14 protein-coding genes and 1 pseudogene are annotated in these 13,384 nt (G+C 59.2%); 6 read left to right on the forward strand and 9 right to left on the reverse strand.

The genetic code is table 11. The features are described 5' to 3' along the window. Positions 1-315 precede the first annotated feature (315 nt). Positions 316-453, reverse strand: a pseudogene (gene tnpB / locus AC2FMY_RS07760) (IS66 family insertion sequence element accessory protein TnpB); the annotation flags it as partial. 124 nt (positions 454-577) lie between these two features. On the opposite strand from tnpB, the gene AC2FMY_RS07765 reads away from it, so the two are divergent. Next, entirely contained in the window at positions 578-1,108 is a 531-nt protein-coding gene (locus AC2FMY_RS07765) for an ORF6N domain-containing protein (RefSeq protein ID WP_496807203.1), read from the forward strand. 63 nt (positions 1,109-1,171) lie between these two features. Further along, positions 1,172-1,960, forward strand: coding sequence for a formate/nitrite transporter family protein (locus AC2FMY_RS07770; protein ID WP_496807204.1), 789 nt, complete (start codon positions 1,172-1,174; stop codon positions 1,958-1,960). Positions 1,961-1,987: 27 nt separating this feature from the next. Here AC2FMY_RS07770 and AC2FMY_RS07775 read toward each other — a convergent pair whose 3' ends face one another. Continuing rightward, positions 1,988-2,422 (reverse strand): excalibur calcium-binding domain-containing protein, encoded by a 435-nt coding sequence (locus tag AC2FMY_RS07775; protein WP_496807205.1) that lies wholly within the window; start codon positions 2,420-2,422, stop codon positions 1,988-1,990. Between AC2FMY_RS07775 and AC2FMY_RS07780 the strand changes: the two genes are divergently transcribed. Together AC2FMY_RS07780 and AC2FMY_RS07785 are read left to right on the forward strand one after the other, a co-directional pair. After that, the gene (locus tag AC2FMY_RS07780) at positions 2,421-2,939 is read left to right on the forward strand and encodes a HugZ family pyridoxamine 5'-phosphate oxidase (RefSeq protein ID WP_496807206.1); all 519 of its coding nucleotides are present in this window, start codon (positions 2,421-2,423) and stop codon (positions 2,937-2,939) included. The two genes, AC2FMY_RS07775 and AC2FMY_RS07780, sit on opposite strands and share 2 nt — an antisense overlap. Positions 2,940-2,963: 24 nt before the next feature. Beyond that, positions 2,964-3,527, forward strand: coding sequence for an aminoacyl-tRNA deacylase (locus tag AC2FMY_RS07785; RefSeq protein ID WP_496807207.1), 564 nt, complete (start codon positions 2,964-2,966; stop codon positions 3,525-3,527). Positions 3,528-3,574: 47 nt separating this feature from the next. Here AC2FMY_RS07785 and AC2FMY_RS07790 read toward each other — a convergent pair whose 3' ends face one another. Both AC2FMY_RS07790 and AC2FMY_RS07795 read right to left on the reverse strand, forming a co-directional pair. Next, positions 3,575-3,982, reverse strand: a complete 408-nt coding sequence (locus tag AC2FMY_RS07790; protein WP_480750211.1) for a universal stress protein — start codon at positions 3,980-3,982, stop codon at positions 3,575-3,577. Between the two features lie 72 nt (positions 3,983-4,054). Further along, entirely contained in the window at positions 4,055-4,375 is a 321-nt protein-coding gene (locus tag AC2FMY_RS07795) for an antibiotic biosynthesis monooxygenase family protein (protein ID WP_480750212.1), read from the reverse strand. A gap of 230 nt (positions 4,376-4,605) precedes the next feature. Here AC2FMY_RS07795 and AC2FMY_RS07800 point away from each other — a divergent pair, with 230 nt between their 5' ends. Beyond that, entirely contained in the window at positions 4,606-6,345 is a 1,740-nt protein-coding gene (locus tag AC2FMY_RS07800) for an adenylate/guanylate cyclase domain-containing protein (RefSeq protein ID WP_496807208.1), read from the forward strand. Positions 6,346-6,451: 106 nt separating this feature from the next. After that, positions 6,452-7,117, forward strand: a complete 666-nt coding sequence (locus AC2FMY_RS07805) for a hypothetical protein (protein WP_480750214.1) — start codon at positions 6,452-6,454, stop codon at positions 7,115-7,117. Between the two features lie 35 nt (positions 7,118-7,152). Here AC2FMY_RS07805 and AC2FMY_RS07810 read toward each other — a convergent pair whose 3' ends face one another. From AC2FMY_RS07810 to AC2FMY_RS07830, 5 genes are all read right to left on the reverse strand, one after another. Beyond that, positions 7,153-9,438, reverse strand: coding sequence for a glycosyl hydrolase family 28-related protein (locus AC2FMY_RS07810; RefSeq protein WP_496746760.1), 2,286 nt, complete (start codon positions 9,436-9,438; stop codon positions 7,153-7,155). A 140-nt stretch (positions 9,439-9,578) separates the two neighbouring features. Further along, complete coding sequence (locus AC2FMY_RS07815; protein ID WP_480750216.1) at positions 9,579-9,980, reverse strand: DUF4864 domain-containing protein; 402 nt, start codon at positions 9,978-9,980, stop codon at positions 9,579-9,581. 49 nt (positions 9,981-10,029) lie between these two features. Further along, complete coding sequence (locus AC2FMY_RS07820) at positions 10,030-11,604, reverse strand: lysine--tRNA ligase (RefSeq protein ID WP_480750217.1); 1,575 nt, start codon at positions 11,602-11,604, stop codon at positions 10,030-10,032. 132 nt (positions 11,605-11,736) lie between these two features. Further along, positions 11,737-11,961, reverse strand: a complete 225-nt coding sequence (locus AC2FMY_RS07825) for a hypothetical protein (RefSeq protein WP_480750218.1) — start codon at positions 11,959-11,961, stop codon at positions 11,737-11,739. A 7-nt stretch (positions 11,962-11,968) separates the two neighbouring features. Further along, a complete protein-coding gene (locus AC2FMY_RS07830) occupies positions 11,969-13,345 on the reverse strand; it encodes a S8 family peptidase (protein ID WP_480750219.1) in 1,377 nt (458 codons plus the stop codon). Positions 13,346-13,384: the final 39 nt, after the last annotated feature.

Here is a 13,384-nt window from a genome sequence, read left to right on the forward strand (position 1 = left end):
ACAAAGTCATCATCACAGCAGTCGCTAGAAAGCTCGTTACAATCGCGAACGCACTCCTAAAATCTCGGCAAAACTGGTCGGCTCAGACCGCCTGAGAAATACAGTTGCTAGCGAGTCGATAGCCCTGCTGATTGCAAGCCTGTTTCACCTTCCCCGCCACGAGATGGCATCCGCAGATTTTCCTAAGCTCTGTGTTGCCACCATGGATGCGTGGCGCGATATCGTTCAACTCGAGGCAGAGTGAGTTGAAACCCACGCGACCTATCCGGTCCGCAATGGCCGCCAAGTCTTCTGCGGCATCCCCAGTCAATGCCTTCAAGAAACATCGAAAGCTGTGCAGGCGTGACGTTGATCTTGCCGTCCTTTGCAGCGGGCCAAAACGAACCGCCCATTCTCAAGGCGTTTGCTGAACAGACACGCACCTTGTTGATCCCACCAGATGATCTTGAGTAGATCGCCTCTTTGCCGCGAAGACCAGCCTGGACGATCCTGATCTTCTCCTCGGCCGAGTAGTGCTTGCGGGTCTTCCTTTTGATACCCCTGACCAGCTTGTCAGCGGCGTCTTTCGATGTTCCGGATGTCTGACGACGAAGTGACAGCGTTGCAATCACGAAATGTGATCTCAAGGCCCGGAGGTCGCGGCGGGCGTCGGGTCAATCCGTGGGTCTATACCGATTATGGCGTGGCGATTGCCTCGGCCCTGTTCCGCGATCCGCGCGCCAAAAAAATGACCCGAATGATCACCGAAGCCTTTGTTGACGGCGCCAACGTGCTGGGCGAAGCCCCGCGCAGCCTGCCGGAAATCCTGCCACCTGAAACCGCACCCGCGCCGCTATTACCGAACGGCGACCAGTTGCGCGCGCTGGCCGAAAATATTCCTGATTCCGGTCAGCAGAGCCTTGTCGACTACATTGCCAACCCCACCACCAAGCGCAAGCAGGCGGTTGCGGCGATCATGAAGACACTGGCCGAGACCGCCGGTGAGGAAGTGCGGACCCAGCACGAGCGCCTGCGCCTGCACGTTGCAGAACGCCTTGCCATCGGCGGTTATTCCGACGGCCAGGGCCGCAAACGCCTGCTTGACCTGCTGCACGCGATGAAGGGCTGACTGGGCCGACGCACCTTGATCCCGATCAATACGCTTACGCGGCGATCCGGTCATGCTGCGCCCATGACACAAGCAAACCCCACCGGCCTTGACGCCTATAAGCCTGCCGAAATCGCCCGGCTGGTCGAAACCGCCGGAGTGACCAAGGCGCGCCTTGCCACCGGCCAGACCCTGACACTGGCCCTGCTGGCCGGGGCCTTCATCGGCTTTGGCGGTGCAGCCTATACCATGGTGATGACCGGCGTGGATGCCGGGTTTGGCCCGGCCCGATTTCTGGGCGGCGTGGTATTTTCGCTGGGCCTGATCCTTGTAGTGGTGGGTGGGGCTGAGTTGTTCACCGGCAACGCACTGATGACCATGGCGGCAGTTGACAGGCGGATCACCCTGCGCGCGCTCATGCGCAACTGGGGGTTGGTCTATGCCGGGAATCTTGCTGGCGCTGCCGGGCTGGCCGTGGCCTTTGCGCTGACCGGCCTGCTGGACGGCCCGATGGGCGAGACGGCCCAGGCCATCGCCCGGGGCAAGGCGATGCTGTCGCCGGTCGAGGCCTTCGCCCGCGGCGCGCTTTGCAACGCGCTGGTCTGTCTGGCCGTCTGGCTGACCTTCGCCGCGCGTACAGCGGCGGGCAAGATTCTTGCGATCCTCTGGCCAATTGCGGGTTTCGTTCTGCTCGGCCTCGAACACTCGGTCGCCAACATGTACCTGCTACCGCAGGGCGCACTGGCGGGAGAAGGGATCGGTTGGGCGGCTGCGTTCAGCAACCTGTTCTGGGTCACACTTGGCAACATCGCCGGCGGCGCGGGCGGAGTGGCGCTGGCTTATCGGTTTGCCTATCGCCCAGCAGAGGCGTAGCCTGCTCAGCCAACAAAGTCTCGGCGTTCAGGGGCGCACGAATTTTGCGCCGCCGACTGTCCGTTCTTTTACCTGCCGCACTGGTGCTTTGGCAGCCGACGCGGCTGGGGTTCCGGCCGCCACCGGGCGAGGCTCGTCACAGGCCACCCCGTCCCCATCCGGATCATTGCGCGTGTGATATCCCACCATCCCGCGATAGCTGGGGGCCACACCCATGGCCCTCGCCGCGTCACAGCCTGCCAGTGCTACGATATGCAACAGGGCTTCGTCCGGTTCATAGGGGCTGGTACGCATGTAGACCCCAAACGAGATACAGGCGATCGTAATCGGCAGCGCCAGGATCATGGTCAGAATGCGCACCGGCGAAAGCGCCTTTCTGCGCAACGCCTCGGCCCGCCGGTGGCGCTGGCGGGACCGGGGGTTTGGGATAATCTCTTCGCTCGACATTGCCTCTTGTGCCATGAATGCTGAGATAAAATTCGATTATGGCATCACGATGACCCGCACCGACCTCTTTCGGCCCGCCGATGACACCGCCCGCGCACTGGCCCGTGACCTTGTACAGAGCGCAACCCACGCGGCCCTGGCAGTGCTGCAGCCGGATACCGCCCTACCCTCGGTCACCCGCGTCGCGCTTGCCACAAGCGGCTGCGGGCAACCGATTTCGTTGATCTCGTCCCTCTCTGGCCACACGCAGGCGCTTGACGCCAACCCCGCCTGTGCCCTTCTGATCGGGGAACCTGGCCCCAAGGGCGACCCGCTGACCCATCCACGTCTGACGCTGCATTGCACGGCGGCGCTGATCCCACGCGGCACTTTGGAACATGACCGCATGCGCAGCCGCTACCTGTCGCTGCGCCCCAAGGCCGGGCTTTATGCAGATTTCGCCGATTTCCGCTTTGTCAGATTCGATGTGACCGACGGTCTGCTCAACGCCGGATTCGGCAAGGCATACCGCCTGTCCGCATCCGATCTGTAGCGACTGACTTGCCCGACTCGGACGATGGGCGCAGACTGGGTTTCTCGCACACCACACTCGGCGCCTGGCGCGCCAGATGCGCAAGGCCGGGTTGCCGATGGCTCCATGGAGGACACCATGACCATTGCCACGCGCCTTAAACACCACCTCGAAGCCCGGGGACTGCCGTTTGACATGATCCCGCACCCTTATGCGCCCACGGCCGCCGAATGCGCCGAAGCCGCGCATGTACCCGGCGACCATCTGGCGAAATCCGTCCTGATCCATATGGAGGAAGGACCGATATTGGCCGTCGTTCCGTCAAACCACCATGTTGATCTGACCAACCTGCAAGCCATCCTGTCGCGCCGCATCGGGCTGGCCCCCGAAGAGCAGGTCGAAGAGGTCTTTGACGATTGCGACCTGGGGGCGGCACCGCCCATAGGATCTGCCTATGACGTGCCGACCATCATCGATGACAGCCTGACCGGGCTTGACCGCGTTTGGTTCGAGGCCGGGGACCACAAGACCCTGATCGAAATGAAAGGCAGCGACTTCGACCGCTTGATGAAGGATGCCCAGCACGGCTCTTTCTGCTGCACCCATTGATGACGCGGCAGGCATCCGGCCCCCTGTCGCGGGGCCGGAACTGGCAGTTACCGGACCACATGCACCGCGCATTGCGCGTGGCGCACCACATGCGTCGCGGTGGAACCCAGAAAGATGTCCTGCATACCTGGACGGTGCGACGCCAGAATGATCAGATCGGGCTTGTTGGTCTCGGCCCAGTCCAGAATTGTTCGGCCCGAATGCCCCTCGACTACCTCGGCCCGCGCATTTGGCAGCTTGGCGGCCAATGCGTCCAGTTCGCCCTGGATGGCCTTGCGCGCCTCGGTCAGATACTCGGCGGGCATGTACGAGATGGCATAGTCCGGAATGTGTTCGACCACGTGCATCAACGTGATCTTCGCATCCGGGGTCGCCAGTTTTTCGGCCAGTTTCAGCGGGCCCGAAACGTCCCGTTCGGAGTCAAAGGAAATCGGAACAAGAATGTTGTGGTACATGGGCTTGCGCCTCCTGTTGAGATAGACTGAGTCTGCGCTTTCCCGGCCGGTCCGGCCTTGATTCAAATCAGGTCACCCAAACGTCTCGGCCACGTCGTACATGACCGGCTCAAAGCTTTTGCACAGTTCGTTGATCTGACGATTTCGCGCCCGCATTTCATCGGTGCGCAGCATGGCCAGAAAATCCTCGCGCCGTTGCCACTGGGAATAGTTGGCGATCCGTGTCTGCGCGTCATTCACATGCAATCCGGCCGCGACGAAGCCAGGTTGCTTCGAGATGAAGTTGGAATAGGCGTCGGTCAGCGCCTCGAGCAGATCCTGACAGGTGCCCGGCGTCATTTCGAACGTGGTGATGACGGTCTGAATGGATGCGTCCTTGGAAATTTTAGGCATCGTGCTCCTCCTCTTTTATCCCAGCCTAGCACAGGTTTTTCGGAATGCTTCCGATTTCTGGCATTAATCCAGTAACTTCTGGGATTGGAAAGGTCTTTTATCTGAACGCGCACCCATGAAAACCGAACTTGCAACAAGCGACCGCACTTCGCCATCAAACGCCCGGCACCCGAAAACACTATGCAAAGTAAATCAAAGACCAGTACCCTTCCAAATCAGGAGGATAGCCGGTGCAAAGAAGGCTCAGCGCGATACTGTCTGCCGATGTCGTAGGGTATTCAAAGATGATGGCCCGCGACGAAGAGGACGCCCTGGTCCGGTTGAAGCTGCATCGCGAAACCGAATTCGACCCGGCCGTCCGCCGTTTCAACGGACACCTCAACAAGCTGACAGGAGACGGCGCGCTGGTCGAGTTCAATTCGGTCGTCGATGCCGTGCGCTGCGCCATTGACATTCAACAACGAATGGCCGCCCAACCGTCACCAATCCGGCTACGTATCGGGATAAATCTTGGCGACGTCATTCTTGACGGCGATGAAATTTATGGTGACGGAATAAACGTGGCTGCGCGCCTCGAAGCTGAAGCCGATATCGGCGGCATCTGCATTTCCTCGGTGGTGCATGACAGCATTGCCAGCAAGATCGACGCCTTTTTCGTGGATCACGGTTTGCGCCAACTCAAGAACCTTACCCGGCCGATCCACATCTTCAAATGGTCCCCTTCTCACATTGCAACTTCGGCACCGGCAATGGCTGCACGCGACAAACCATCGATTGCCGTCATGCCGTTTGTCAACATGAGCGGTGATGCCGAGCAGGAATTCTTCAGCGATGGCATATCCGAAGATATAATCACTGGCCTGTCCCGTTTCCGAACACTGTTCGTGATTGCGCGCAACTCGTCGTTCAGCCTCAAGGGCAAGGACCTGACCGCAAGCGAAATCGGCGCACGGCTCGGAGTTCAATACCTTCTCGAAGGCAGCGTACGCCGGGCGGGGAAACGGCTGCGAGTCACTGCTCAGCTGGTCGAGGCCGAAACCGGCAAGCACATCTGGGCCGACAGGTACGACCGCGAACTCGAAGATGTCTTCGACGTACAGGACGAAGTCGCGCGCAGCATCATTGCCGTGCTCCCCGGGCGCGTGCAACATGATGTGGCCGATCGGATATCGTACAAGCCGACGGACAGCATGAAGGCCTATGAGCTTCTTCTGAAAGCAAAAGCGCTGCGCGATGGTCTGAATGCGCAAGACACCGCCAAAGCGCGTCAGTTGCTGGAAAAGGCCGTGGAACTCGACCCCGAATACGCCCGTGTCTACATGTACCTGGCGGATACTTATGTGGTCGACCTGTGGCTTGGTCTGGCCGATGAAGACGCGCCCGGGAAGGCCCTTGAAATTGCCCGAAGGGGCGCCTCGCTGGACAATCGCGACGTCTATATTCAGGATCAGCTCGGTTACGCGTATCTTTGTGCCCGGCTTTGGCAACAAGCGGAAATACAATTCGACAAGACCCTGTCCCAGATCGTCAACGAAGCTGAATCGATGGCGTGGTGCGGATACGGATTTCTGCTTTTGGGACACCATGCGAAGGCGCTTGAAATCGTGACCGAAGCCATGCGGCTCGACCCGCTTCACCCTCCGGCACTCGATTGGATTCTAGGCCAAGTCTATTTCTTTATGGGCCGCTATGACGAGGCGGTAGGCGCCCTTATCGGCGAAGCGCTGCTCAACTCTGTCGGCCGCGCGTTTCTCGTGTCCGCCTATGCACTGTCGGGCAAGCTGGATGAAGCGCACCTGGAACTTCAGGCCTTCGTTCAACACCGCCGCGAAGAATTGAACAGCCGAAACCTCGACTTTGGCAACGCCACCATAGAGACCCTGACCAGCGGATTTCGAAATATGTGGCGCAATCCCGAGGATCTCGATCATTTGATTTCCGGTCTGCGCATGGCAGGCTTGCCGGGCTGATACCTCGAATTCGCCCCCGAAAATTCGTGAAACTTCATCACGCGCGATCTGTGCGTAACCGTCTGTTAACCTAGATTAGCGAAGGATCGCCGCACGAGGACAATTCGTGCGCCAATATCTGATCGCCATAATTCTATGTCTACTGGCCGCGGGACCCGCGCAGGCCGGAGCATGGATGCGCGACAAGGGCGTTGGGTTTTCCTCGATCTCCAGCACCACCCACCTCGAAGACAGCGGTCAGATCGGAAACAAATACTCGATTTATCTGGAATGGGGCCTTCGGGATCGGCTGACCGTCGGCTTCGACGCGCATGAATACCAAGGAATCGCCGGCCATGCGTTGCTGTTTGCCCGAATACCACTGCTGACCTCGGACCGGATGGGGCGCTTTGCCGCCGAGATTGGGATCGGCGCCTATCATAGGCAAACTGAATCGCGCACCATGACCCGGTTAAAACTGTCCTATGGGCGCGAGTTCAGCATCCGGAACGCTTACGGCTGGCTGGCTGTCGACGCCGCTGCTGACTTTCTAAAAGGGCGCAGCACCATCCGAAAGCTCGATATCACGGCGGGTCTGTTTTCGGGTCGGCGCTTCAATCCGCTGCTGCAGATCGAAACCTCGGCAATCAGCGACGCCCCGCTTTATTGGAGCGTGACCCCTTCGATCATGATCCGGCCCCGGAAGTGGACAGCCACGTGGGTTCTGGGGGTCGAGAAGAACTCGGCCACCTCCCGCCCCGGTCTTAAGCTGGCCATTTGGCGCACCTTCTAAGGGAAAGACGGGCGCATTGCGCCCGCCCGCTGGTCCTATGTGTCGATGCGGATCGAGGTCGCTACCGTTCCCTTCAGGGGTTCGGGCCAGACGATGTGTATCCGGTCATTGCCTGAACCCTGCTGTACTCTGACATAAGGTGCAGCATAGCGAACCGCGTTGCCCCCCGTCTGCAACGCGTCCACCGCCAATACGCCGTCGCAACCACGCGCCCAGCCGCCAAAGGCCAGGTCTTGCCCCGGATCAACCACCCAGGTTTGCACTGCCGTGTTCTGAGAATGACGCAACCGCAGGGGATTGGCGCTTTTCGCACTCACCCCGTGGAACATGTTGCCGTCAAAGAAAACGTCCACAAACCGGCTATAGTTCAAATCGGCAAATGTCGTATCCACCCGCTCGGCCCGGTCGATATTGCCATTGATCGAACGGAACTTGTTGCCGGTCACCGTCAGTCCGTTCAGGAAATGCCCGGTTCCATAGGGTCGGATCACGACGTAACTGAACCATGGCGCCACATCGCTCGACAAGAATATGTTGTCGGTGATGCTCATCGAACTGAACGAAAATCCAGAGACGAAATCGGGATTGGGATCATGTTCGTTCGTCCACTCGATGAAACAGTTATCCACATAGTTTTCGGCGATGGTCGAACTGGAATAGGTGCCAATTATGACCAACCCGGCTGTACGGCTGCCATTGGCCACGTCATCACCCTGAAAGAAATGGTTGCCCAGCACCATGTTGTTGTCACCGCCCAGCACCGCAAAATGCTTGAATCGGGTCGCGCGGTTGTGGCGAAGCTTGACGTCGTTGTTGTTGGTATTGAGGGCGATCGAGCTTCGGTCGGGCACATTCAGGCTTTCCTCGGTCGACAGGAACTGGCACCCGTCGATCAGCATCCCCTGACACCCGCCGCCGGTTGAGGTGATACCGCGGTCCAACGGACGGCTGACAAAACAGTTCTTCAGCGAAAACGTGTTGCCCGCAGGCGCGAGCCGAATGGCGCTGCACCGGCCGTTACACTGAAACTCGATATCCTCCATCCCGAATTTCTGCAGCGAACTGAAGCCGCTGAAATCCAGCAGGTACTTGAACTCAACAAAGGTGAAATTTTGTGTGCCGTCTGCATCATACAACGGATTGCTAAGCGTGATTTCCTGCGCGCCAACGTTTTTCGAGCGCACATAGATCTCGCGCCCCACTCCGTTGCCTTTCACCAATGCGCCCACAGGAATGTTGGCTGCGTTCAATACGTTTTTCAGCGTAAATGGGGTGCTCGAACTATAGGTCGCTTGCGAGGTGAAGGTCTGAGTATCCCAGGCCGAGTTGGCCTGAACGTCCAACTGACCGTTCCGAATCACCCGGCGGGTGGCATAACTGGTCCGGTTCGGAACTGCGGCCTGCATGTCGATCGGCTCTGACACCGAAACCTTGCGCCCGCCCATATCCAACGATTCATGATCCGAGTTGTTCAGAAGCGCCTGAAATGCCTTCTTGAAGCCCAGCGTTTCGTCGCCGAATGCGGATATATAGGTCGGCAGGTCGAAATCCTTTGTCAAAAGCAACATCTCACTCGACGGCATCGTCACCGTGCCTTCAAACTCGACGCGCGCATTCATGCTGGTGGTCTGGCCGAGATAGTAGCTGCCTTCGGGTACCAGAACCTGTCGTCCGCCGGCCGCCTGATCGGCCGCTTCGAAGGCGGCAGAGTCGTCGGTTGATCCGTCCCCTCTGGCACCAAAATCACGGACATCGACCAACCCGATCAGATCGCGCAGGAACACGCCAGTGACATCCTCGATCTCGATATCGTCCACCCGCAGAACCGCACCGTTCGGTCCCTCGATATTCAGCCCGAAATGACCGTACAACGCATTTACGCCCCAGGACATGTCGACGCCATCACGAAACCCGGTGCCAACAATGGCGGAAATCTCAACAACATTGCCATACGAGGCAAGCGTTGTCGCCGGTCCTACCTCGATCACACCCGGCACATGCACGTATCCTGCGCCACCAGCCCAACCGGCAATCCGGACCGTGGGCAGCGGCCCGCTTACCGCTTTGACCCGCGCCCTGATCTGCAAGTAGCACCCCGGCAGGATCGGAGTCTGCCCCATGTACCGGATCTTTTGTGGCGAGCTCGTTTTCAGCACTTCCAGACAGCCGCCAAAATCGGCATCCGCCGGCACAAAGGCCGCGCTTCCCGACCCATCATATGTGTCCGACCCGGGCGTGCCATTGCCGCTTGACCAGACATCCAGCCCGTTTTTGAACGCAGGCGGCATGAACTCGATACCGTCGGTGATCGCCTTGTTCATTCGTATCCCTTTCCCAAATGCGCCGCGAACAAACCGCCACGAACGCTTCATTCCCGATTTCGGGTGCCCCCGAATGCGAGAAACCGAAGTATGGGAAAAAGTTTAAACCGGACTGGCACCACCGTGACGGTGCCGTTGCATCACGCCGCCGGATCGCTCGGACCAAGGAGTTGCACGCCGTTGATTTTCCACGCATCACCCTGCCGGATCATCTGGTAATCCAGCAGATGCACATGCCCGTTGTCATCAACGATCATGACTTTCTGCCACAAATCACCACCGACCTCACGCAACTCAAGGAACCTCACATCCGCAGGCCGCCAAACCATCGGATAGCCGTTGCGCACCATCGCGCCGAATTCGTCGGGCGTCCGAAACAGGTTCTGAATGCCCGGGCTCGCAAAGGTGAATGCGGTGGTGAAATCATCCACCAGAAAGGCGTCGATCTGGGCGCGGATATTGGCCTCGATCTCGGTGCTTTGCGCTTGGGTCGACACACTCATCCAAACCCAGACCGGCAATGCCAAAAGAATGTGGCGCATGGGGCTACCCTCCTGACCGGAGGATAGCCCCATGTCCCTGTTCGTCAAATCAGACCAGTTCGCCCGCCAGCGCCCGATCGATCAGCGCGATGGTTTCGGGCACGCCGTAAAGCGCGACAAACCCGCCAAAACGCGGCCCTTGCGACGCCCCCAGAAGCACTTCGTAAAGCGCGATGAACCAGTCGCGCATCGGATCAAACCGCTCACGCCCGATGGAATACACCACAGATTGCAGCGCCTCGTCCTCGATCGGCCCGTCATAAACCTCCAGCTCGGCCTTGAGCGCCTCCAGCGCCTCGCGCTCCTGTTCTGTCGGCGCGCGAAATTGGCGAGTCGGTTTGACGAAATCGTTGAAATACCGCACGGCGAACCCGGCGGCCTGATCCAGGTCGGGATGGCTCTCGGCGCTGGCCTCGGGCGCGTAACGGCGGATGAAACCCCACAGCGTGTCCTTGTCCTCGGCCGCCGAGACCGAGGCCAGGTTCAGCAGCATCGCAAACGGAACAATCAGCGTCGACTCGGGAACACGGCCACCGTGGATATGCCACACCGGATTATTCAATTGCGCCTTCAGGTCCTGTCCCGGATAGGCCCTGAGTTGCTGGTGATACTCATCATAGGCTTTCGGTATCACATCGAAATGCATCCGTTTGGCGGTCTTGGGCTTTTGGTACATGAAATAGGCAAGACTTTCGGTCGGCGCATAGTTCAGCCATTCGTCGATCGACACCCCGTTGCCCGACGATTTCGAAATCTTCTGGCCATTCTCATCCAAGAACAACTCATACGTGAAATGTTCGGGTGCGCGTTCTCCCAGTACCCGGCAAATGCCGTCATAGATTGGCGTGTTGGTGGAATGATCTTTTCCGTACATTTCGAAATCGACGCCCAGCGCCGCCCAGCGCGCACCAAAGTCCGGTTTCCACTGCAGCTTGACGTTGCCGCCAGTGACCGGAAGCGTCCATTCCTTGCCATCTTCGTCGTCGAAAGTGATAGTGCCGTCCTTGGCATTCACCTCCTTCATTGGCACGTATAGAACCCGTCCTGTATCGGGATGGATCGGCAGAAAGATCGAATAGGTCTGCTGACGCTCTTCGCGCAGCGACTTGAGCATGATCTTCATGACCTCGTCGTAACGCTCGGCCGCTCGCAGCAGGATAGCGTCGAACTGGCCCGACTTGTAGAAATCCGTCGCGCTGATGAACTCATACTCGAACCCGAACGTATCCAGAAACCGCCGCAGCATCGCGTTGTTGTGATGGCCAAAGCTCTCATGCGTGCCGAACGGATCCGGCACAGCGGTCAGCGGCTTCTGCAGATGCTCCTTCAGCATTTCCTGATTGGGGACATTACCCGGCACCTTGCGCATACCGTCCATATCGTCCGAGAAACAGATCAGCTTGGTGGGAATTTCACTGATCTCTTCGAAGGCACGGCGGATCATCGTCGTGCGTGCCACCTCGCCAAAAGTGCCAATATGCGGCAGGCCCGAGGGGCCATAGCCGGTCTCGAACAGGACATACCCCTTCTCCGGAGGAGCTTTCTGATAGCGTTTTAGCACCTGGCGCGCTTCTTCAAAGGGCCAGGCCTTGGACGCAAGGGCGGTATCGCGCAGTTCAGACATTTCGCTTCTTTCTCCATCGGAAAACGGGACCCGCCGCACCGCGCGACCGGCCCGCTTCTCCTATTGTGCTGGTGCAGCAAGAGTCAATCGTCGGGCGGCATCAACCCAGCTCAAACAAGGGATTATTGCACCCTAACGGTATGCTGTCGGTTCGGAATGCGGATATACGCCTCTGACGCCAGGCAAGGCGGTCAATTTCGAGGCCACGACACCCGACGCACTGATTTCGAAAACCCTCTCGGATTCCCCCAACGGTATGGCCGTGACATCCGGATTAACCGACGCCCCCGCCTCGCGCAGGCGCTGGCGGACTTCCTCGTCCGTTTCGGATCCGCAATATGTTACCAACCAATCCATCCGGGCCTCAGCCTACCAACGGTACCCGCGTCCGCATAGAGCTTAGCGCCGCTGCCGCGTTGATCACACCGGTGCCGTGATCGGCATTCCAGCCACGCCCGCCGCCGAGGCTGGTGGCCGATTCCATCAGCAGGAATTTCAACTCGGCCGGGGTCAGTCCGGGATTGGCCGACAACAGCGCCGCACCGACACCCGCCGCAACCGGTGTTGCCGCCGACGTTCCGTTGTCAAACGGCGTTCCACCAGCCCCCGCCGGGCGCCCTGATCCGAAGTTGCCGAAGAAATGCGAATAACTGGCGATATCCGGCTTTTGCGGCTCGAACATGCCCGGCCCCTGGCTGGAATACCCGATCCGCTCGTGCCTGCTGTTGACGGCGGCGACGGTAATGACTTCGGCCAGACTGTTGGATGCATGTATCGACACGCCCGGCCCGACACCCGAGGAATGGCAATTGCCGCTTGGGCAATTCTGCCCGCAATTTCCCGCCGCAAAGAAACAGGCCACGCCTGCCGACACCACCTCGCGCACCTTGCGGTGCACCGGGTGATTGATGTCGTGCACTTCGTGATTGGGAAAATGCGCCGGGTTCGGCACGCCGGTAAACCCGTAAGAGTTGTTGGTGATCTGCGGCGTTCCATCATTATTCCACTGATCCAGAACCGCCTGGAACATCTGCAACGCACCACCCGAGTTTGGAACACCGAGGAACGGATAGTCATAGATCCGCGCCGCCGGCGCCGCCACCAGAACATCCGCTGCGCACATCGAGCCATGACTGCTGATCGCCGCCGCGCCGGGTTGCAATCCGGCCCCGGGGCGGGCAAATCCTCCGACAACCGGATACTCATCTCCGTTCACACCCTCGTCGATGATGCCGACGATGATGTTCTGCCCACGAAAACCGCTGCTCCACAACGTGTCTGTCCCCAGCAGGTCGCGCAAAACGGCAATTTCCACCGCGCTGCGGAAAGGCCGGCAATCCACACCACTGTCCGAGCGCGCCTCGTCAATCGCCTCCCGCGCGGAATATAGCGTCAGTTGCGAATTGGGCCAGATCTTAACGTTCGGATTTCCCTGCAACTCGCTCAGACGCTCCCGGCTCATCTGCGCAGGCAGCACCACCGTCCGACTTGTCGGCGCCAGTTCCCTGTGGGTCGGTTGCACGGACTCCACGAAATCGGCGCTTACTGCCTCGTCGATGCGCGAAAACATCGGCACCGGCGTGAACCCTTCCTCAAACTCGATTCCGGCGCCGCCGATATCTGCCAAAAGCTCAGCCGCCTGCCGCTCCGCCTCGTTGGGTGCATCCATTGCCGCACCGTGCATTTCCAAGGCGTCCGGACGCTCCGAGGCGATTTCCAATAACACATTCACACCAGTCATGACTTACCTCCAAATTTCCTGAAAAAAACACTTCGATAA

The organism is Ruegeria sp. YKSE079, from assembly GCF_059612845.1.